This window comes from Enterobacter cloacae complex sp. ECL72, from assembly GCF_019056635.1.
GTDB classification, from domain to species: domain Bacteria; phylum Pseudomonadota; class Gammaproteobacteria; order Enterobacterales; family Enterobacteriaceae; genus Enterobacter; species Enterobacter hormaechei_C.
In genome coordinates, this window is sequence record NZ_CP077659.1 from 4,256,193 (window position 1) to 4,277,957 (window position 21,765).

The following is a 21,765-nucleotide window of genomic DNA, read 5'->3' on the forward strand; positions in this document are numbered from 1 at the left end:
GGGATCCAGACTGGCTTTTGTGCTTTTCAAGCCGGTGTTACATCGCTTTTTTGGTCAACTCGATAACGCGCAGTTTCGCGATCGCTTTGGCCAGCTCCGCAGACGCCTGAGCGTAATCCACGTCACCATGAGAGCTGCTAATGTGCTCTTCAGCCTTACGCTTCGATTCCAGGGCTCGCGCTTCGTCGAGATCCTGGCCACGAATAGCGGTATCGGCCAGAACGGTCACACTGCCTGGCTGCACTTCAAGAATGCCGCCGGACAGATAGATAAACTCTTCATGACCGAACTGTTTAACGATGCGGATCATACCAGGCTTAATGGCGGTGAGCAGCGGTGCGTGACCCGGGAAAATACCCAGTTCACCTTCACTACCCGTTACCTGGATTTTCTCGACCAGACCAGAGAACATTTGTTGCTCTGCGCTGACGACGTCCAGGTGGTAAGTCATTGCCATATCACCCTCCGATTAAGGCGTTAAAGTTTTTTGGCTTTTTCCACGGCTTCTTCGATGGAACCAACCATGTAGAACGCCTGCTCTGGCAGGTGATCGTATTCGCCTTCCATGATGCCTTTAAAGCCACGGATGGTGTCTTTCAGGGAAACGTATTTACCCGGTGCACCGGTGAATACTTCCGCAACGAAGAACGGCTGGGACAGGAAGCGCTGGATCTTACGCGCACGTGCTACCACCAGTTTGTCTTCTTCAGACAGTTCATCCATACCCAGGATGGCGATGATGTCTTTCAGTTCCTGATAACGTTGCAGCAGGGACTGTACGCCACGCGCGGTGTCGTAGTGCTCCTGGCCAACAACCAGTGGATCCAGCTGACGGCTGGTGGAGTCCAGCGGATCAACGGCCGGGTAGATACCCAGAGACGCGATCTGACGGCTCAGTACCACGGTTGCATCTAAGTGAGCAAAGGTGGTGGCTGGGGATGGGTCAGTCAAGTCATCCGCAGGTACGTATACCGCCTGAACGGAGGTGATAGAACCGGTTTTGGTAGAGGTGATACGTTCCTGAAGAACACCCATCTCTTCCGCAAGCGTAGGCTGATAACCTACCGCTGAAGGCATACGACCCAGCAGTGCAGATACTTCAGTACCGGCCAGGGTGTAACGGTAGATGTTATCAACGAACAGCAGAACGTCACGACCTTCGTCACGGAACTTCTCAGCCATGGTCAGGCCGGTCAGCGCAACGCGCAGACGGTTTCCTGGTGGCTCGTTCATCTGGCCGTAAACCAGGGATACTTTATCCAGAACGTTGGAGTCGGTCATTTCGTGGTAGAAGTCGTTACCCTCACGAGTACGTTCACCCACGCCCGCAAACACGGAGTAACCGGAGTGCTCGATCGCGATGTTACGGATCAGCTCCATCATGTTTACGGTTTTACCTACACCCGCACCACCGAACAGACCGACTTTACCGCCCTTCGCGAACGGACACATCAGGTCGATAACTTTGATGCCGGTTTCCAGCAGTTCCTGAGAGCTGGACAGCTCTTCGTAGGAAGGTGCCGCGCGGTGGATAGCCCAACGCTCTTCTTCACCGATGTCGCCTTTCATGTCGATTGGCTGACCCAATACGTTCATGATACGACCCAGCGTTGCTTTACCTACCGGGACTTCGATCGGGTGCTCAAGGTCTTTTACTTCCAGACCACGACGCAGACCGTCGGAAGAACCCATGGCGATGGTACGCACGATACCGCCGCCGAGCTGCTGCTGAACTTCCAGCACCAGGCTCTCGTTACCATTCTGTACCTCAAGCGCGTCGTACACGCGTGGTACGGCGTCCTGAGGGAACTCGACGTCCACCACGGCGCCGATTACCTGGACAATCTTTCCAGTAGCCATCTTGAATCCTCTACGTAATTCGTAAACCTGGTTAAACCGCGGCGGCCCCCGAGACGATCTCGGTGAGTTCCTGAGTAATGCTGGCCTGACGAGCTTTGTTGTAAACCAACTGCAGCTCTTTAATCAGGCTGCCGCCATTATCGGTCGCGGCTTTCATCGCCACCATTCGTGCGGCCTGCTCGCTGGCCAGGTTTTCTACAACGCCCTGATAAACCTGAGATTCAACGTAACGACGCAGCAGGGTATCCAGCAGCGGTTTCGGATCGGGTTCATACAGGTAATCCCAGGCTTTCTGTTTCAGCTCGTCATCTTCTGATGCCGGTAACGGCAGCATCTGAGTGAGCGTAGGCACCTGAGACATGGTGTTAATAAATTTGTTGCTGACAACGTACAGTCTGTCCAGACGGCCTTCATCGTAGGCCTGCAACATCACTTTAACCGGGCCGATCAGTTCGGACAGGGACGGGTTATCACCCATACCGGTCACCTGAGCGACAATGTTGCCGCCAACGGAGTTAAAGAAAGAGACGCCTTTAGAGCCAATCAGTGCCAGATCGCACTGAACGCCTTTATCGGACCAGCCTTTCATATCCGCCAGCAGTTTTTTGAACAGGTTAATGTTCAAGCCGCCACACAGACCACGGTCAGTCGACACCACCAGGTAGCCCACGCGCTTAACGTCGCGTTCTTCCAGGTAAGGGTGCTTATATTCCAGATTACCGTTCGCAAGGTGACCAATCACTTTGCGCATGGTCTCTGCATAAGGACGGCTGGCCGCCATGCGATCCTGCGATTTACGCATTTTGGAAGCGGCGACCATCTCCATCGCTTTAGTGATCTTTTGCGTGTTCTGGACGCTTGCGATCTTACTACGTATCTCTTTTGCGCCGGCCATGAGCTTCTCCTCAATGCCAGACGGCTTGTCCTGAGACAAGCCGCCGGACGATTACCAGGATTGGGTTGCTTTGAAGGAATCGAGGATAGCTTTCAGCTTGCCTTCGATTTCGTCGTTATAGCCACCGGTCTGGTTGATCTCTTGCATCAGCGGAGCGTGATCACGGTCGACGTAAGCCAGCAGAGCGGCTTCGAAGCTACCGATTTTCGCCAGTTCCACATCTTCGAGGTAACCGCGTTCAGCCGCGAACAGTACCAGGCCCTGCTGAGCAACAGACATTGGCGCGTACTGTTTCTGCTTCAGCAGCTCGGTCACTTTCTGACCGTGGCTCAGCTGTTTACGGGTTGCTTCGTCCAGATCGGATGCGAACTGAGAGAACGCAGCCAGTTCACGATACTGTGCCAGCGCGGTACGGATACCACCGGACAGTTTCTTGATGATCTTGGTCTGAGCAGCACCACCCACACGGGATACGGAGATACCCGGGTTAACCGCCGGACGAATACCGGAGTTAAACAGGTTGGTTTCCAGGAAGATCTGACCATCGGTAATGGAGATTACGTTGGTCGGAACGAACGCAGAAACGTCACCCGCCTGGGTTTCAATGATCGGCAGAGCGGTCAGAGAACCTGTTTTACCCTTCACTTCACCTTTGGTGAAGTTCTCGACGTATTCCGCGTTAACGCGGGAAGCACGCTCCAGCAGACGAGAGTGGAGGTAGAATACGTCGCCCGGGAATGCTTCACGTCCTGGTGGACGACGGAGCAGCAGGGAAACCTGACGATAAGCAACGGCCTGTTTAGACAGGTCATCGTATACGATCAGCGCATCTTCACCGCGGTCACGGAAGTATTCGCCCATTGCGCAACCGGCGTATGGCGCCAGGTATTGCAGTGCAGCAGATTCAGACGCGGTTGCTACCACAACGATGGTGTTAGACAGTGCGCCGTGCTCTTCCAGTTTACGAACCACGTTGGAAATGGTGGACGCTTTCTGGCCGATAGCCACGTACACACATTTGATGCCGGAATCACGCTGGTTGATGATGGCGTCGATTGCCATCGCGGTTTTACCGGTCTGACGGTCACCGATGATCAGTTCACGCTGACCACGACCGATTGGGATCATGGCGTCAACGGACTTATAACCCGTCTGCACTGGCTGATCAACGGACTGACGGTCGATAACGCCTGGTGCGATAACTTCGATTGGGGAGAAGCCATCGTGCTCAACCGGACCTTTACCGTCGATTGGCGCACCCAGGGTGTTAACAACGCGCCCCAGCAGGCCACGGCCAACCGGTACTTCCAGAATACGGCCAGTACACTTAACCTTCATGCCTTCGGCAAGGTCAGCGTATGGACCCATCACAACGGCACCTACGGAGTCGCGCTCCAGGTTCAGTGCGATAGCGTAACGGTTACCCGGCAGGGAAATCATCTCACCCTGCATACAATCGGCCAGGCCGTGGATGCGGATAACACCGTCACTTACAGAAACAATAGTACCTTCGTTGTGAGCTTCACTCACAACATTGAACTGAGCAATGCGCTGCTTGATCAGTTCGCTGATTTCGGTGGAATTCAGTTGCATGCTCCAGTCCCCTTAAGACTGCAAGACGTCTGCAAGGCGCTCAAGACGGCCGCGTACGCTGCCATCAATGACCATATCACCCGAGCGGATGATTACGCCTGCCATTACAGACTTATCGATTTTGCAATTCAGCTTAACTTTGCGTGACAGACGTTTTTCCATCGCGGCGGTGATTTTCGCAAGCTGTTCGTTACTCAGTTCAGTCGCAGAAGTTACTTCAACTTCAGCGGTAGCTTCACTAAGGGCACGTAAGTGCTCAAACTGCTCGAGAACATCCGGGAGCACACGGAGACGACCATTTTCCGCCATCACCTTAATCAGGTTCTGGCCGTTGGCATCCAGTTGCTCTCCGCACACGGCGATAAACGACGCGGCGAGGGTTTCAGGCGCTAACGCACCAGAAAGCAACTCGGCCATTTGTTCGTTTTTCGTCACCTCAGCGGCAAACGCCAGCATATTCTGCCAGCGATCGACATTTTGGTGTTCGACAGCAAAGTCAAAAGCTGCTTTGGCGTAGGGGCGAGCTACCGTAACAAATTCAGACATCAGCCCCTCCCTCCTTACAGTTCAGCGACAAGTTTGTCCACGATGTCGCTGTTAGCAGCTTCATCCACGGAACGTTCGATGATCTTCTCGGCGCCAGCAACAGCCAGAATCGCAACCTGCTTACGCAGTTCTTCACGAGCACGTTTACGCTCAGCTTCAATTTCAGCCTGAGCCTGTGTCACGATCTTAGTACGTTCCTGTTCTGCTTCAGCTTTGGCTTCGTCCAGGATCTGAGAACGGCGTTTGTTAGCCTGTTCAATGATTACCTGAGCTTCAGCTTTCGCTTTTTTCAGCTGGTCTGTCGCGTTGGCCTGTGCAAGGTCCAAATCTTTCTTAGCGCGTTCTGCGGAAGCCAGACCGTCAGCAATTTCTTTCTGACGTTTTTCGATGGCAGCCATTAAAGGCGGCCATACATACTTCATGCAGAACCAGACAAAGAGAATAAACGCGATGGCCTGGCCGAGGATTGTTGCGTTCATGTTCACAGCACAATACCTCTTAAATTTCTGTGGCTTGGGGTTTTAAAACAACTACTACGCGACAGCAAACATCACGTACAGACCCAGACCTACAGCGATCATTGGGATTGCATCCACCAGACCCATAACGATAAAGAACTGAGTACGCAGCAGAGGAATCAGATCAGGTTGACGCGCTGCGCCTTCCAGGAATTTGCCCCCGAGGATGCCGATACCGATCGCAGCACCGATAGCCGCCAGACCCATCATCACAGCGGCAGCCATGTACAGCAGATCCATATTCAGGTTTTCCATGACAGTCTCCAGTTTGTTTCAATTAAAACGTAGTAGTGTTGGTAAAAAATCAGTGCTCTTCAGACGCCATCGACAGATAGACGATCGTCAGAACCATGAAGATAAAGGCTTGCAGCGTAATGATCAGGATGTGGAAAATGGCCCATGGCACATTCAGAATCCACTGTGACCACCACGGCAGAAGACCCGCGATCAGAATGAAAATCAGCTCACCCGCATACATGTTGCCGAACAGTCGCAGACCCAGTGAAACAGGTTTGGACAGCAGGCTAACGCCTTCCAGGATCAGGTTGACCGGAATAAACGCCCAGTGGTTGAACGGCTGCAAGGTAAGCTCTTTCACAAAGCCGCTTACGCCTTTCATTTTGATGCTGTAGAACAGAATGAGGATAAATACGCCCAGCGCCATCGACAGGGTGATGTTCACGTCGGCAGACGGAACCACGCGCAGTGCAGGCAGGCCGAGTACGTGCTCACCGATCCAAGGTAAGAAATCGATAGGCAGGAGGTCCATCAGGTTCATCAGGAAGACCCAAACGAACACGGTCAGGGCCAGCGGAGCAATCAGTTTGCTCTTACCATGGTACATGTCTTTCACGCTGCCATGGACGAAGCCGATGATCATCTCGATGAACGTCTGGAATTTCCCTGGAACACCGCTGGTCGCCTTTTTAGCAACGCTGCGGAACATGGCCAGGAACAGAAGACCCAAAACCACCGAGAAGAACATGGAGTCGATGTTGATCGTCCAGAAGGTGGCCGGGGGGTTATGTGGATCCACCAGCGAGAATGTACGCAGGTCCAGCTGAAGGTTATTCAGATGGTGACCTATGTAATCCTGCGGCGTCATATTTTCTGAAGCCATGATGCCTTTTACCCTTTGTTATTGATTACAGCTGGAGCCAGAACTTGTACCACCAGCACCAAAACCCACGTTGCTATCAGCGGCATGAATACCACTTTCAAAACCGCCAGCGCCATCACCAGTAGAGCAAAGGTCAGCAACACCTTACACACTTCGCCGAGAGCGAAGGACCAGGCCACGCGGCCTTTGGCGGGTGTATGCGCCTGATGACGCCAGGCAAAAATCATAAACAACACGTTTGGCAGAACCACCGCCAAACCTCCGCACGCGGCGGAGATGCCCCAGAAGGGGTCTTTGAGGCTAAACAGCAGTCCACTTGCTATCACAGCCAGAAACTGAATGAACAGAAGCTTACGAGCAACGTTTCTACTCAAGAGCGACACAGACATCACGTTTTTACTCCTGCTCCCTTCGAGGTATGCCGCGTGTCGTATAAAACGTCCTTTAAGGCTCAGAGTCAAGCATCAAAAAGCGGTCAAATTATACGGTGCGTACCCGTGATTTCAAACATTAAGTAGCGAAAAGGTGAATAAATGTTTAAATATTTTTCCCCAGTCCTATTTTTCAACTTTTGACCTAAGTGCCGACCTTCAGGCAAAACTGCAAACAGCGCGGAAACGTTGGTGATAAAGCGTGCACGAGATCACAAAATACACATTTGCGATAAAGTGGTATTTATCAAAGACGTAAAACGATTTATTTCATCTGTATGAAATTAAAGCAAAAAAATCGCAACTATTTTTAAAACAGAGCCGTATACAACAAAAACCTTTTATTGACATTCTTAATAAATATTTAACATTCCATTCTTGTTGCCTTTACCCACTTTTAGCAGGCTGATATTTTCATGGTTGATTATCCTCAGAGTGAACAACTCACTTCAGGTTAACCATAAGAAAACCCATGGTAACAACAAGGTTAAATTAGCAACGGCCAAAACAGACGGGATGTGCTGCTTTTTAACACGATCAGAACAGCACAAATTCCACATTTTTTATTAATTTTTAAAAAGTGTTTGGTTTAATTATCACCAGATGACGCTCACCTTCGAGCTGAGGGATCTGAAGTTTCTCAATGGATTCGACAGCAAAACCGTCCGGAAGCTGCTCGATTTCGTCCCCCGGAAGTTGCCCTTTCAGCGCATAAAAACGCCCCTTCTCCGCCGGCAGGTGTTTGCACCAGCTCACCATGTCATTGAGTGACGCAAATGCGCGGCTGATAACGCCGTCAAACGGTGGCTCAGCCGGGAACTCCTCTACCCTGCTCTGCACGGGCGTGATGTTTTCCAGCTTCAGCTCATGCTGAACCTGGCGTAAAAAGCGTACGCGCTTGCCCAGGCTGTCCAGCAGCGTGAATTGACTCTCCGGTCGAACAATAGACAACGGAACGCCCGGCAAGCCCGGGCCGGTGCCCACGTCGATAAAACGTTCCCCGTTCAGATATGGCGCCACGACGATGCTATCGAGAATATGACGAATCAGCATCTCGTTGGGATCGCGTACGGAGGTGAGGTTGTACGCTTTATTCCATTTGTTCAGCATATCGACATAGGCCACCAGCTGATTTTTCTGGTGATCGGTGAGCGAAATACCTGCCTGTTCCAGCAGACGAGAGAGTTTATTGAGCACGGTGGATACCTGTTGAGAAACTTAAGTGGCGGGTGGCGCTTCGCTAACCCGCCCTACGGGTTCAGTAGGCCCGGTAAGCGCAGCGCCACCGGGCAATTTTCAGAGCATTACGCGCTGCGGCGCAGCATACCCTGCTTTTTCAGCCACACCAGCAGAATCGAAATCGCGGCAGGTGTGACGCCGGAGATACGTGAGGCCTGGCCAATCGACACAGGTTTGTGATCGTTCAGCTTAGCGATCACTTCGTTGGAAAGGCCCGTCACCTGACGATAGTCCAGCATTTCCGGCAGCAGCGTGTTTTCGTTGCGCTGCTGTTTTTCGATCTCATCCTGCTGACGCGCGATGTAGCCTTCGTATTTCACCTGGATCTCGACCTGTTCAGCCGCTTCCGCGTCTTCAAGGCCCGGCGCGAACGCGGTCAGTTTGACCAGATTCTCGTAAGTGACTTCAGGACGACGCAGCAGATCTTCCCCGCTGGCTTCGCGCGACAGCGGTGCTGTTAAGTGAGCGTTTACTTCGGCAGCGGTTTCCGCCTGCGGATTCACCCAAGTGGTTTTCAGGCGCTGACGTTCCTGTTCGATACGCTCCAGCTTCTCGTTGAAGCGCGCCCAGCGTTCGTCATCCACCAGACCCAATTCACGGCCCACCTCAGTCAGACGCAGATCGGCATTGTCTTCGCGCAGCATCAGGCGATATTCCGCACGAGAAGTAAACATGCGGTACGGTTCTTTGGTCCCCAGCGTGCAGAGATCGTCGACCAGAACGCCCAGGTAGGCCTGAGAACGCGCCGGTGCCCAGCCCTCTTTCTCGGCAGAGAAGCGAGCGGCGTTCAGACCGGCCAGCAACCCTTGTGCGGCAGCTTCTTCGTACCCGGTGGTACCGTTAATCTGGCCTGCGAAGAACAGACCCTGGATGAATTTGCTTTCCAGCGTCGGCTTCAGGTCGCGCGGATCGAAGAAATCGTACTCAATAGCGTAGCCAGGACGAACGATCTTCGCGTTTTCCATGCCCTGCATTGAACGCACAATCTGCATCTGCACGTCGAACGGCAGGCTGGTGGAGATGCCGTTTGGATAAATTTCGTTAGAGGTCAGCCCTTCAGGTTCGAGGAAGATCTGGTGCTGGTTACGATCGGCAAATCGCATCACTTTGTCTTCGATCGACGGGCAATAACGTGGGCCGATCCCTTCGATCACACCGGCGTACATTGGGCTGCGATCGAGGTTATTGCGGATCACGTCATGGGTTTTTTCATTGGTGTGCGTGATGTAGCACGGCACCTGCTGCGGATGCTGAGCCGCATTGCCCATGAACGAGAACACCGGCATCGGATTATCACCGTGCTGTTGCGCCAGCACGCTGAAATCAATGGTGCGCGCGTCAATACGCGGCGGTGTACCGGTTTTCAGGCGGCTGACGCGCAGCGGCAGTTCACGCAGACGACGTGAAAGTGGGATAGACGGCGGATCGCCAGCACGGCCACCGCTGTAGTTATCCAGGCCGATATGAATTTTTCCGTCCAGGAATGTCCCGACGGTCAGCACAACCGCTTTTGCGCGGAACTTGAGCCCCATCTGGGTTACGGCACCCACGACGCGATCGTTCTCGACGATAAGATCTTCAACTGCCTGCTGGAAGATCATCAGGTTCGGCTGGTTCTCCAGCGCGGTGCGCACAGCCTGACGGTAAAGCACGCGGTCTGCCTGTGCGCGGGTCGCACGAACAGCAGGCCCTTTACTCGCGTTTAGTATTCTAAACTGAATGCCTGCATGATCGATCGCTTTCGCCATCAGGCCGCCAAGTGCATCCACTTCTTTTACCAGGTGTCCTTTCCCAATGCCGCCAATCGCCGGATTACAGGACATTTGTCCCAGCGTGTCGATATTGTGTGTCAAAAGCAGGGTCTGCTGACCCATTCGCGCTGCGGCCATTGCGGCCTCAGTGCCTGCGTGACCCCCGCCAATGATGATGACGTCAAAAGGATCCTGATAAAACATGGTGGTCTGCCTCGCGTAAAGCGGTATGAAAATGGATTGAAGCCCGGGCCGTGGATTCTACTCAACTTTAGTCTTTCGAGAAAGCATTGGGATCCTGGGCTATTAAAAAGAAGATCTTTTTATTTAGAGATCTGTTCTATTGTGATCTCTTATTAGGATCGCAGACCTCTGTGGATAAGTCCGATCCCATAAATAAGATCATGCAGTTAGGAAGGATCGTTTGCTGTGAATGATCGGTGATCCTGGACCGTATAAGCTGGGATCAGATCGCCACTTTATACACAGGTCAAAAACTAAACCAACGTTGTTCTTTGGATAACTACGGCTTAATACGAGCTTTTAACCAGAGTTATCCACATCTGATCGCACGATCTTTAATCGTTTTTGAGTAAATTTTTCCATTCCGCGAGCCAGATCTCGGCTGGATCTTCGGGAATGTCATGATCGAGGATGTTGATCTTCAGCGTTTCACCCAGCTGTTTTGCTCCGCAGGCGGTCACCGCAGCTTCTACTTTCTCTATGGCGCCACAGAAAGTGTCATATTCACGGCTGCCGATCCCCACAGCGCCAAACCGGACGTTTGACAGATCGGGCTGTTGTTCCAGCAGTTCGTCATATAAAGGTTGCAGGTTATCCGGCAGATCGCCCGCGCCGTGCGTAGAGGTGATCAGCAGCCAGACCCCGTCAGTCGGGAGATCTTCCAGCAGCGGTCCGTGCAGCGTTTGTGTTGAAAAGCCCGCATCTTCCAGCTTCTCAGCCAGATGTTCCGCTACATATTCCGCACCGCCCAGGGTGCTGCCGCTGATAAGAGTAATGTCCGCCATTGATCGCTCGCTCAGATAAAGAGGCGGCCATTGTACGCTGTGAACGAGCTGGGATCTACCTGTGGAAAATGTGGGAATGAAATTGCCCGATCACGGGCGGATAGTACGCATGATCGGGTTTTGCAGGGAGATCAGGGTTTCAGTGGACTGAATTTCATCGATTGTTTGGATCTTGTTGATAAGTACCTGCTGGAGGGCGTCAATGGATCGGCACATCACCTTTATAAAGATGCTGTAGTGCCCGGTGGTGTAGTACGCCTCGGTGACTTCATCCAGCGCGTTCAGTTTCTCCAGCGCGGAGGGGTAATCTTTGGCGCTTTTCAGAATAATGCCAATGAAGCAGCAGACGTCGTAGCCAAGTTGCTTCGGGCTGACATCAATGCGTGCGCCGGTGATGATCCCGGCCTGCTTCATTTTCTCGACGCGAACGTGAATGGTCCCCGGGCTGACGCCAAATTGTTTCGCCAGTTCGGCATACGCGGTGCGTGCGTTGGCCATTAGCGCTTCCAGAATGCCGCGGTCCAGATTGTCGATCTGATAATTTTCCATAGGTTTTTCTTATGAAGATTAATGATTCCCTCTATTCTAGCGTCTTATTTTAACGAATCAAAAGTGAAGGCGGCTTTTTGTTGATGGGTTATTGAATTAAGCGCCTGTTCTGTTGCTTAATCAGTATCAACAGGACGCAGGAGTATAAATAATGAAAACCGCTTACATCGCAAAACAACGCCAGATCAGTTTCGTAAAATCCCATTTTTCCCGCCAGCTGGAAGAGAAGCTTGGCCTTATTGAAGTTCAGGCGCCGATTCTGAGCCGCGTGGGTGACGGGACGCAGGATAACTTGTCTGGTTGCGAAAAAGCGGTACAGGTAAAAGTGAAAACACTGCCAGACGCCCAGTTCGAAGTGGTTCATTCCCTGGCGAAGTGGAAGCGTCAAACCCTGGGACAACACGACTTCAGCGCGGGCGAAGGGCTTTACACGCACATGAAAGCCCTTCGCCCCGATGAAGACCGCCTTTCCCCGATTCACTCTGTCTACGTTGACCAGTGGGACTGGGAGCGTGTAATGGGAGATGGCGAGCGTCACGTCGGTACGCTGAAATCCACTGTTGAGGCGATCTACGCCGGGATCAAAGCAACCGAAGCGGCCGTGAGCAAAGAGTTTGGTCTGGCACCGTTCCTGCCGGAAACGATCCACTTTGTTCACAGTCAGGAATTGCTGAGCCGTTTCCCGGATCTGGATGCCAAAGGCCGTGAACGCGCGATCGCCAAAGAGCTGGGCGCGGTATTCCTTATCGGCATTGGCGGGAAATTGTCTGATGGTAAACGTCACGACGTCCGTGCGCCGGATTACGATGACTGGAGCACCGTGGGCGAAAGCGAATATGCCGGTCTGAACGGCGATATTCTGGTCTGGAACCCGGTTCTGGAAGATGCGTTTGAACTCTCTTCGATGGGGATCCGCGTGGATGCTGAAGCACTGAAGCGTCAGCTGGCCGTGACCGGTGATGAAGATCGTCTGCAACTGGAGTGGCACCAGGCACTGCTGCGCGGTGAAATGCCGCAGACCATCGGCGGTGGTATTGGCCAGTCTCGTCTGACCATGCTGCTGCTGCAACTCTCTCACATTGGTCAGGTACAGTGTGGGGTCTGGCCGCAGCAGGTACGTGAGAGCGTCGGTTCTCTTCTTTAATTAACGTCGCCAGCGTCTGAGCAGGCGGCTACGCAACCCGGTATCAAAGCGCCAGATGTGATCGAAGATGCGCATGATGCCGGGTTTTCCATGTGCAGACATCGCCACGGCATGGAAACGGTGCTGGTGCACGCGCTGCATCTCCTTCACTTTATTCACGACGTCGTCCGGCAGCCGCTGGGCGATAAAATCGGAAATCACCACCGCATCCGCGTCGTACCAGTCTCCGCCCTGCATGCGCTCAATGATGCTGCGAAAACAGCTGGCCAGATCGGTGCCGCCGCGAAAGCGCTGGCTTAAAAAGCGGATCGCCTGCTCCAGCCCCTGTGGGCTGGTCAGTTCATACCCAACAACTTCGCTGGAAAAGAGCATGATGTAGCAGCGACGACGATCGGCAAGCGCCACGCGCATCAGAGCCAGGCAGAACGCTTTTGCACACTGTTCATTAAAGCCCCCCATCGATCCAGACGTATCGACGCAAACAATGAATGGGCCGCGCGGTTGCTCATCAAAATCCTGGTGTACCACCGGACGCTGGCTGATCTTCTCGCGCCAGGCTTCGCCATGCAGTCGATAGGTAATGAGCTGTTTTTCCACCAGCCGACGATAAAACTCATACTCCAGTTCGGTCATGCCCAGCGTGCTGAGTTCCGTAGGCAGCAGGCGCAGGATGTCATCGCTTTGCTGTAGCCCGTCCACCTGCTCCGGTACGGTGGAGGGTTCGCGTACCAGCGTACGGAAGGTCTCCATCGGCGCATCTTTCTTTGGGACCGACCGGGCCTCCCGGGAGCGGCCGAGCTGTTCTGCAAGCTTCATCAGCTCCGGCTGTTGCGCCAGAAAGTCGCCGTACTTCACGATCAGCTGATAATCGCCCCGCTTTAACTGGCCGGCACTCATATCCCAGAGTCGACCGGCGGCGTTTTCATTCTCCACCAGCACCTGTTCTAACTGGCCGCTCAGGGTCATTCGCTCCTGGACTTCACTGAGCAACTGTTCGCGCTCTTCGTCCAGCAACTGCTGATTAAGGGCCGTGGCCTGGACCACAAGGCTCAGACGCCAGCGCTGTAAAAACAGCGTATGCAGGGCGGGAGTAAAGCTGGGGTTGTCAGTGACCAGCGCTCTGGCCTGGCTGGCAAACGGGGAGTGAACGTTATCAAGCAGCGTCAGGGTTTGCTGTAGCTGGGCAATAAACTGCGGTGTTGAAAGCCGCTGGCACTGCTGGTAACCAGCCACTTCCTCTGTCAGTTCCGGCGGGACTTCCGTCTCCTTAAACCGCTGTCGCAGGTTATCGCGCCAGCGGGGCAGATCGTCCGTCATTGCTTTTCGGAGCTTCGGGAATTTTTCAAAGAAGGCCGCCAGCTGCGGTGAAGCGAGCAGGGTAATGACGACCTCTTCGATCAACCCTTCCTCGCTAACCGCCAGCATGACGTTAAGCGTGTCCAGCGTTAGCATTGACGCGCCTGTTTGATCTGCGCGCTGACATCCTGCAAGCTGGCTTCAATGCGACCTAACCAGTCGCTATGGATAAAGAGGCATTTCTGCTGCTCGCTGAAGCGCGTGTGCTGCTGATGCCATTCGTTATCCAGCGCGTCGAGCTGCTGTTTGATCTCCTCCGGAACAGTATCGGAGGCCGTGCCCGGCAGCGCCAGGCGCGATCCCTGAAGGCTGACGTCACGGATCACTAGGTGCTGGCTGCTGTCGACTTCCATCGACAGCGGCTGTGCAAAGCCGATACCGTTGAGTTTACCGCGGATCTCACCGCCTTTATCCAGCCACTGAACCAGCGCAACGCGTTCGATCGTCACGTGCACAACCTGCATATCATGAAGCTTCAGCGGTTGCTGAAGAAGAAGCGTGAGCGAGGCGTCAGTCAGCCCGGCGGGCAGTTCATAGTGCGGTTTACGGGCAAACATCCCGCCAAGACGGTTCACCTTCAGCGCGGTTTTGTCACTTTGCTGCTGCTGGAGCTGAAGGCGACGTTGGGCAATCGCGCCCAGTTGATTAAGCATCGACTGTTGACCCCACGCGTGTCCGGTCATCAAAACGTCCAGCTGCTGCTGCATCAGATTCATCCCTTCTGCGTCGTGCCACAGGCAGTCTTTCAGCAGGATCAGATCGATTGGGGCGACAGCATCGCGGCCGCTAAACAGCGCGCTTGCCTGGAGCAGGCGAATGGCTTTTTTCCAGCGACGATCGGAGACGTACGGCGCGGAGGGCAGCAAATCAAGCTGCTGGCGCAGCATGAAGATCAGCTCAAAAACGGGATCGGGCAGTTTTATCTTGCCGATCTCCTCCTGCCACTGGTGGTATTCCTCGTCCGTGACCTGCAATGACGCTGCCACCGGGTTTTCGTTTTCATCCTGCTGGCTTACCAGCATGGAACGGAAGTTTGATTTATCCTGGACTTTATCCAGCCACAGACGGATCAGCATACGGTCATACAGCGCTTCCAGGCTGCTGTCGGCTTCGGGCAATTCGTTAGACGCGGCCACCAGCAGGCGCATGGGGATCTTCTCTTCGCTGGCGCCGTTGCGGAAGCGGCGTTCGTTAATTGCCGTCAACAGGGTATTCAGTATGGCCGGGCCGGCTTTCCAGACCTCATCAAGAAAGACGATTTCCGCTTCCGGAAGATAGCCCGCCGTCAGACGTTCATAGCGTCCCTCATCTTTTAACGCCTGAATGGAGAGTGGGCCGAAAACTTCTTCCGGCGTGGAGAAGCGCGTCATCAAATACTCGAATGCGCGCGCGTTCTGGAAAGCGAATTTGAGGCGGCGTGCGATCAGACTTTTGGCAATGCCCGGCGGGCCCAGCAGAAATACGCTTTCCCCACTCAGCGCCGCCAGTAAACAGAGGCGAATGGCGTGGCTACGCTCGTAAAGGCCTTTCTCCAGCGCACTGCTGAGGCGGGAAATTCTTTCTGCTAATAAATGTGAGTGAGCCATAATAGTTTTGCATCCTTTCGCCGTGGTGGCGGCTAATTGAAGCGAGTATAGACGTTTCGGTCTGGCCTGGTAATAGGCTGAAGTGCGGCGCTATTTTCTTTGCGCTACATTAATGCGGCTGCATTTAGGGGTACGATTTTGCATTGAATCGTGCATACTGTGCGCTTTTTGTGGGCCAAGGGACTAAGCACACATTTGTTATTCAAACGAAAAGACTAGTCTATGAGCACTGATAATAAGCAATCATTACCCGCTGTAACGCTTGCGGCGATCGGGGTTGTCTACGGTGATATCGGCACCAGCCCGCTTTATACGCTTCGTGAATGTCTGTCCGGTCAGTTTGGTTTTGGTGTAGAGCGTGACGCCGTATTTGGTTTCCTCTCGCTCATCTTCTGGCTGCTGATCCTGGTGGTCTCCCTTAAGTATCTCTCTTTCGTAATGCGGGCTGATAACGCGGGCGAGGGCGGTATTCTGACCCTGATGTCCCTTGCCGGGCGCAATACGTCTGCAAGAATGACCTCCGTGCTGGTCATCATCGGCCTGATTGGCGGCAGCTTCTTCTATGGAGAAGTCGTGATTACGCCGGCGATTTCTGTAATGTCGGCCATAGAGGGGCTGGAGATTGTCGCGCCACAGCTTGATACGTGGGTGGTGCCACTCGCTATTATCGTGCTGACGTTGCTGTTTGCCATACAAAAACACGGTACCGGGCTGGTGGGTAAGCTGTTCGCGCCTATTATGCTGGCCTGGTTCCTGATCCTGGCGGCGCTGGGCTTACGCAGTATTATCGCCAACCCGGATGTCCTGCACGCGCTGAACCCAATGTGGGCGGTGCATTTCTTCCTTGAATATAAAGTGGTGTCGTTTGTGGCGCTGGGCGCGGTGGTGCTGTCCATTACCGGTGTTGAAGCGCTGTATGCGGATATGGGCCACTTCGGGAAACTCCCTATTCGCGTCGCCTGGTTTAGCGTGGTCTTGCCATCACTGGTGCTGAATTACTTCGGTCAGGGCGCTCTGCTGCTTGCACACCCTGAAGCGATTAAAAACCCGTTCTTCCTGCTGGCGCCGGACTGGGCGCTGGTTCCGATGCTGATCCTGGCGACGCTGGCGACGGTCATTGCCTCTCAGGCTGTCATTTCCGGCGTATTCTCCCTGACGCGTCAGGCCGTGCGTTTGGGTTATCTCTCCCCAATGCGCATTATCCATACCTCGGAGATGGAGTCTGGCCAGATCTACATTCCGTTCGTCAACTGGCTGCTCTATTTCGCGGTGGTGATTGTTATCGTCAGCTTTGAGCACTCCAGTAATCTGGCGGCGGCGTACGGTATCGCGGTAACCGGAACGATGGTGTTGACCTCTATTCTCTCCACTACCGTGGCGTACCGTAACTGGCACTGGAATAAGTTCCTCGTGGGGCTGATCCTGGTTGGCTTCCTCTGCATCGACGTGCCGCTGTTTTCTGCGAACCTCGACAAGATTGTCTCCGGCGGCTGGCTGCCGCTGACGCTGGGTCTGGTGATGTTTATTGTGATGACGACGTGGAAGAGCGAACGTTTCCGCCTGCTGCGTCGTATGCACGAGCACGGTAACTCTCTGGAGGCGATGATCGCCTCGCTGGAGAAATCCCCACCGGTGCGCGTGCCGGGCACAGCGGTGTATATGTCTCGCGCGCTGAACGTGATCCCGTTTGCGCTGATGCATAACCTCAAGCACAACAAAGTGCTGCACGAGCGCGTGATCCTGCTGACGCTGCGTACCGAAGATGCGCCGTACGTTCACAACGTGCGTCGCGTACAGATTGAACAGCTATCGCCAACCTTCTGGCGCGTGGTGGCAAGCTACGGCTGGCGCGAAACGCCGAACGTGGAAGAGGTGTTCCACCGCTGCGGTCTGGAAGGCCTGAGTTGCCGCATGATGGAGACGTCGTTCTTTATGTCCCACGAGTCGCTGATCATCGGCAAGCGCCCATGGTATCTGCGCCTGCGCGGCAAGCTGTATCTCATTCTGCAACGTAACGCCCTGCGTGCGCCTGACCAGTTTGAGATCCCGCCTAACCGCGTGATTGAGCTGGGGACGCAGGTCGAGATTTAACCCTTCTGAATATGCCGGGTGGCGCTGCGCTTACCCGGCCTACCAGACCCGTAGGCCCGCGCAAGCGTAGCGCCGCCGGGCAATTTTCCTCTATTGCATTTCACTTAGCGAAACGTTTCGACGTTGATCACAAATCCGTTACGTCATGATGGTTTTCTGAACACTTCTGCGGCTACACTGTTTTTAGCGAAACGTTTCGCTAGTGGAGCAAAAAATGAAGAAAGGCACAGTACTCAACTCAGAAATCTCATCGGTGATTTCCCGTCTTGGGCATACCGATACGCTGGTGGTTTGCGATGCAGGCTTACCGGTTCCGCGCAGCACAACCCGTATCGATATGGCGTTAACGCAGGGCGTACCCTCGTTCATGCAGGTACTGGAAGTGGTCACCGCGGAGATGCAGGTTGAGGCGGCCATTCTCGCGGCGGAAATCAAACAACATAATCCGCAACTCCACGAAACGTTGCTCAGCCACATTGAGCAACTGCAACAGCACCAGGGAAACACCATAGAAATTCGTTACACAACGCACGAGCAGTTCAAACAACAAACCGCAGACAGTCAGGCGGTGATTCGCAGCGGGGAGTGCTCCCCGTATGCGAATATCATTCTCTGTGCTGGCGTCACCTTCTGAGGCCATCATGGACGTATTACTGCAACTCAAAGGGATCGATAAGTCGTTCCCGGGCGTAAAAGCCCTCTCCGGCGCGGCGCTGAACGTCTATTCCGGGCGCGTCATGGCGCTGGTGGGCGAAAACGGCGCCGGCAAATCCACCATGATGAAAGTGCTGACCGGTATCTACCAACGCGATGCCGGTTCGCTGCTGTGGCTGGGTAAAGAGACCACCTTTAACGGCCCGAAATCCTCTCAGGAAGCGGGCATCGGCATCATCCACCAGGAGTTGAACCTGATCCCGCAGCTCACCATTGCGGAGAACATCTTCCTCGGCCGTGAGTTCGTGAACCGGTTTGGCAAAATCGACTGGAAAACCATGTATGCCGAAGCGGACAAACTGCTGGCGAAGCTGAATCTGCGCTTTAAGAGCGACCGACTGGTGGGCGACCTTTCCATCGGCGATCAGCAGATGGTGGAAATCGCGAAGGTGCTGAGCTTCGAGTCGAAGGTCATCATTATGGATGAACCGACCGACGCCCTGACCGATACCGAAACCGAATCCCTGTTCCGCGTGATCCGTGAGCTGAAATCCCAGGGCCGCGGCATTGTCTATATCTCACACCGCATGAAAGAGATCTTCGAGATCTGCGACGACGTCACCGTCTTTCGCGACGGGCAGTTTATTGCCGAGCGCGAAGTGGCAACCCTGACCGAAGATACCCTGATTGAAATGATGGTGGGACGTAAGCTCGAAGATCAGTATCCGCATCTGGAGAAAGCGCCGGGAGAAATCCGCCTGAAGGTGGATAACCTCTGCGGGCCGGGCGTGAATGACGTCTCCTTTACTCTGCGCAAGGGCGAGATCCTTGGCGTCGCGGGCCTGATGGGCGCGGGGCGAACCGAACTGATGAAAGTGCTCTATGGCGCACTGCCGCGCACCAGCGGCTACGTTACCCTTGACGGCCATGAGGTGGTCACCCGCTCGCCGCAGGATGGCCTGGCGAACGGCATTGTCTATATTTCCGAAGACCGTAAGCGCGACGGCTTAGTGCTGGGCATGTCGGTGAAAGAGAACATGTCCCTGACGGCGCTAGGCTATTTCAGCCGCAGCGGCGGCAGCCTGAAACACAAAGATGAGCAGCAGGCGGTCAGCGATTTTATCCGTCTCTTTAACGTTAAAACCCCATCGATGGAGCAGGCGATTGGCCTGTTGTCCGGCGGGAATCAGCAGAAAGTGGCGATTGCCCGCGGGCTGATGACGCGCCCAAAAGTGTTGATCCTTGATGAACCTACCCGCGGCGTGGACGTGGGCGCGAAGAAAGAGATATATCAGCTGATTAACCAGTTCAAGGCCGACGGTCTGAGCATCATTCTGGTCTCTTCCGAGATGCCAGAGGTATTAGGCATGAGCGATCGCATTATCGTCATGCATGAAGGGCATCTCGGCGGTGAATTCACTCGCGAGCAGGCCACCCAGGAAGTTCTGATGGCTGCCGCTGTGGGCAAGCTTAATCGCGTGAATCAGGAGTAAGAAGATGACTACCCAGGCTGTTTCTGGTCGCCGCTATTTCACAAAGGCATGGCTGATGGAACAAAAATCGCTGATTGCCCTGCTGGTGCTGATCGCGATTGTCTCGACCATGAGCCCGAACTTTTTTACCGTCAATAACCTGTTCAACATTCTTCAGCAGACCTCCGTCAACGCCATTATGGCGGTGGGGATGACGCTGGTGATTTTGACCTCGGGTATCGATCTGTCCGTCGGTTCCCTGCTGGCCCTCACCGGCGCGATCGCCGCGTCGATTGTTGGTATTGAGGTCAACGCGCTGGTGGCCGTTGCCGCTGCCCTGGCGGCAGGTGCGGCAATTGGCGCCGTAACCGGCGTGATTGTGGCGAAAGGTCGCGTTCAGGCATTCATCGCCACGCTGGTGATGATGCTGCTGCTGCGCGGTGTGACCATGGTGTACACCAACGGTAGCCCGATTAATACCGGTTTTACCGATAACGCCGATCTGTTTGGCTGGTTCGGTATCGGTCGCCCGCTGGGTGTCCCGACCCCGGTCTGGATCATGGCTATCGTCTTCCTGGCGGCATGGTACATGCTGCACCATACCCGTCTGGGTCGTTATATCTATGCGCTGGGCGGTAACGAAGCGGCAACGCGCCTGTCCGGTATCAGCGTTAATAAAGTCAAAATTATCGTTTACTCCCTGTGCGGCCTGCTGGCGTCTCTGGCGGGCATCATCGAAGTGGCGCGCCTCTCCTCCGCGCAGCCAACGGCGGGTACGGGCTATGAGCTGGATGCCATCGCGGCAGTGGTTCTGGGCGGTACGAGCCTTGCGGGTGGTAAAGGTCGCATTGTTGGGACATTGATCGGCGCACTGATCCTCGGTTTCCTGAATAATGGTTTGAATTTGTTAGGTGTTTCCTCCTATTACCAGATGATCGTTAAGGCAGTGGTGATTTTGCTGGCGGTACTGGTAGACAACAAAAAACAGTAACTGACGACACTACAGGACATCTTAGATATGAACATGAAAAAACTGGCTACCCTGGTTTCTGCTGTCGCGCTGAGCGCAACCGTAAGTGCTAACGCCATGGCGAAGGACACCATCGCGCTGGTTGTCTCTACCCTGAACAACCCGTTCTTCGTCTCCCTGAAGGATGGCGCGCAGAAAGAAGCAGATAAACTGGGCTACAACCTGGTGGTGCTGGATTCTCAGAACAACCCGGCGAAAGAGCTGGCTAACGTTCAGGACTTAACCGTTCGTGGTACCAAAATCCTGCTGATCAACCCAACCGATTCCGACGCGGTCGGTAACGCCGTGAAGATGGCAAACCAGGCGAAGATCCCGGTCATCACCCTTGACCGTCAGGCAACGAAAGGGGATGTGGTCAGCCACATTGCGTCTGATAACGTACTGGGCGGTAAAATCGCCGGTGACTACATCGCGAAGAAAGCAGGTGAAGGCGCGAAAGTGATCGAGTTGCAGGGGATCGCCGGGACTTCCGCGGCCCGTGAACGTGGTGAAGGTTTCCAGCAGGCTGTAGCGGCGCACAAATTCAACGTGCTGGCGAGCCAGCCGGCAGACTTCGACCGTACAAAGGGCCTGAACGTCATGCAGAACCTGCTGACCGCGCATCCTGATGTGCAGGCGGTATTCGCACAGAACGACGAAATGGCGCTCGGTGCGCTGCGTGCGCTCCAGACTGCGGGTAAATCAGATGTGATGGTTGTCGGATTTGACGGCACGCCGGATGGTGAAAAAGCAGTAAATGATGGCAAACTGGCTGCGACCATCGCTCAGCTGCCTGAGCAAATTGGCGCGACTGGCGTGCAAACTGCCGATAAAGTGCTGAAGGGCGAAAAAGTTCAGGCCAAATATCCTGTTGACCTGAAACTGGTCATTAAGCAGTAAAGGCGATTCAGGCAGTCGCTGGC

The 21,765-nt window shown here is 54.2% G+C and carries 21 protein-coding genes; 6 read left to right on the forward strand and 15 right to left on the reverse strand.

Features of this window, described 5'->3' with window-relative positions; all coding sequences use genetic code 11:
• Positions 1-37: 37 nt before the first annotated feature.
• The 13 genes from KTH07_RS20565 to asnC all read right to left on the reverse strand — a co-directional run bounded on the left by KTH07_RS20565 (position 38) and on the right by asnC (position 11,530).
• Entirely contained in the window at positions 38-457 is a 420-nt protein-coding gene (locus KTH07_RS20565; RefSeq protein WP_006177560.1) for a F0F1 ATP synthase subunit epsilon, read from the reverse strand.
• 20 nt (positions 458-477) lie between these two features.
• A complete protein-coding gene (gene atpD / locus KTH07_RS20570; protein ID WP_015570150.1) occupies positions 478-1,860 on the reverse strand; it encodes a F0F1 ATP synthase subunit beta in 1,383 nt (460 codons plus the stop codon).
• Positions 1,861-1,891: 31 nt separating this feature from the next.
• Complete coding sequence (atpG, locus tag KTH07_RS20575) at positions 1,892-2,755, reverse strand: F0F1 ATP synthase subunit gamma (RefSeq protein ID WP_003862364.1); 864 nt, start codon at positions 2,753-2,755, stop codon at positions 1,892-1,894.
• Between the two features lie 51 nt (positions 2,756-2,806).
• A complete protein-coding gene (gene atpA, locus KTH07_RS20580; protein WP_003862367.1) occupies positions 2,807-4,348 on the reverse strand; it encodes a F0F1 ATP synthase subunit alpha in 1,542 nt (513 codons plus the stop codon).
• Between the two features lie 12 nt (positions 4,349-4,360).
• Positions 4,361-4,894, reverse strand: a complete 534-nt coding sequence (gene atpH, locus KTH07_RS20585) for a F0F1 ATP synthase subunit delta (RefSeq protein ID WP_015570151.1) — start codon at positions 4,892-4,894, stop codon at positions 4,361-4,363.
• A gap of 14 nt (positions 4,895-4,908) precedes the next feature.
• Complete coding sequence (gene atpF, locus KTH07_RS20590) at positions 4,909-5,379, reverse strand: F0F1 ATP synthase subunit B (protein ID WP_003862370.1); 471 nt, start codon at positions 5,377-5,379, stop codon at positions 4,909-4,911.
• A 48-nt stretch (positions 5,380-5,427) separates the two neighbouring features.
• A complete protein-coding gene (atpE, locus tag KTH07_RS20595) occupies positions 5,428-5,667 on the reverse strand; it encodes a F0F1 ATP synthase subunit C (RefSeq protein ID WP_000429386.1) in 240 nt (79 codons plus the stop codon).
• Between the two features lie 49 nt (positions 5,668-5,716).
• Entirely contained in the window at positions 5,717-6,532 is an 816-nt protein-coding gene (gene atpB, locus KTH07_RS20600; RefSeq protein WP_003862373.1) for a F0F1 ATP synthase subunit A, read from the reverse strand.
• 8 nt (positions 6,533-6,540) lie between these two features.
• Entirely contained in the window at positions 6,541-6,921 is a 381-nt protein-coding gene (gene atpI / locus KTH07_RS20605) for a F0F1 ATP synthase subunit I (RefSeq protein WP_003862375.1), read from the reverse strand.
• Positions 6,922-7,536: 615 nt separating this feature from the next.
• A complete protein-coding gene (gene rsmG / locus KTH07_RS20610) occupies positions 7,537-8,160 on the reverse strand; it encodes a 16S rRNA (guanine(527)-N(7))-methyltransferase RsmG (RefSeq protein ID WP_017694037.1) in 624 nt (207 codons plus the stop codon).
• 107 nt (positions 8,161-8,267) lie between these two features.
• Positions 8,268-10,157, reverse strand: a complete 1,890-nt coding sequence (mnmG, locus tag KTH07_RS20615; protein ID WP_003862379.1) for a tRNA uridine-5-carboxymethylaminomethyl(34) synthesis enzyme MnmG — start codon at positions 10,155-10,157, stop codon at positions 8,268-8,270.
• 374 nt (positions 10,158-10,531) lie between these two features.
• Positions 10,532-10,981, reverse strand: a complete 450-nt coding sequence (mioC, locus tag KTH07_RS20620; RefSeq protein WP_003862381.1) for an FMN-binding protein MioC — start codon at positions 10,979-10,981, stop codon at positions 10,532-10,534.
• A gap of 90 nt (positions 10,982-11,071) precedes the next feature.
• The gene (asnC, locus tag KTH07_RS20625) at positions 11,072-11,530 is read right to left on the reverse strand and encodes a transcriptional regulator AsnC (RefSeq protein WP_003862383.1); all 459 of its coding nucleotides are present in this window, start codon (positions 11,528-11,530) and stop codon (positions 11,072-11,074) included.
• 151 nt (positions 11,531-11,681) lie between these two features.
• Between asnC and asnA the strand changes: the two genes are divergently transcribed.
• On the forward strand, positions 11,682-12,674 hold the full coding sequence (asnA, locus tag KTH07_RS20630; RefSeq protein WP_003862385.1) for an aspartate--ammonia ligase: 993 nt from the start codon (positions 11,682-11,684) through the stop codon (positions 12,672-12,674).
• Here asnA and viaA read toward each other — a convergent pair whose 3' ends face one another.
• Positions 12,675-14,126 carry an ATPase RavA stimulator ViaA gene (gene viaA / locus KTH07_RS20635; RefSeq protein ID WP_015570153.1) on the reverse strand — a complete coding sequence of 484 codons (1,452 nt, stop codon included), beginning with the start codon at positions 14,124-14,126 and terminating at the stop codon, positions 12,675-12,677.
• Positions 14,120-15,616 (reverse strand): ATPase RavA, encoded by a 1,497-nt coding sequence (gene ravA, locus KTH07_RS20640; RefSeq protein ID WP_063162099.1) that lies wholly within the window; start codon positions 15,614-15,616, stop codon positions 14,120-14,122. The genes viaA and ravA overlap by 7 nt, the downstream gene beginning before the upstream one ends.
• Positions 15,617-15,838: 222 nt before the next feature.
• Between ravA and kup the strand changes: the two genes are divergently transcribed.
• From kup to rbsB, 5 genes are all read left to right on the forward strand, one after another.
• The gene (gene kup, locus KTH07_RS20645) at positions 15,839-17,707 is read left to right on the forward strand and encodes a low affinity potassium transporter Kup (protein WP_006808744.1); all 1,869 of its coding nucleotides are present in this window, start codon (positions 15,839-15,841) and stop codon (positions 17,705-17,707) included.
• 214 nt (positions 17,708-17,921) lie between these two features.
• Positions 17,922-18,341, forward strand: a complete 420-nt coding sequence (gene rbsD, locus KTH07_RS20650) for a D-ribose pyranase (protein ID WP_003862392.1) — start codon at positions 17,922-17,924, stop codon at positions 18,339-18,341.
• A gap of 7 nt (positions 18,342-18,348) precedes the next feature.
• Positions 18,349-19,854 carry a ribose ABC transporter ATP-binding protein RbsA gene (rbsA, locus tag KTH07_RS20655; RefSeq protein WP_017383711.1) on the forward strand — a complete coding sequence of 502 codons (1,506 nt, stop codon included), beginning with the start codon at positions 18,349-18,351 and terminating at the stop codon, positions 19,852-19,854.
• A 4-nt stretch (positions 19,855-19,858) separates the two neighbouring features.
• Positions 19,859-20,824, forward strand: coding sequence for a ribose ABC transporter permease (gene rbsC, locus KTH07_RS20660; protein ID WP_003862395.1), 966 nt, complete (start codon positions 19,859-19,861; stop codon positions 20,822-20,824).
• A gap of 27 nt (positions 20,825-20,851) precedes the next feature.
• Positions 20,852-21,742: a ribose ABC transporter substrate-binding protein RbsB gene (rbsB, locus tag KTH07_RS20665; protein WP_003862397.1), complete on the forward strand. Its 891-nt coding sequence runs from the start codon at positions 20,852-20,854 to the stop codon at positions 21,740-21,742.
• The last annotated feature ends 23 nt before the right edge of the window (positions 21,743-21,765 follow it).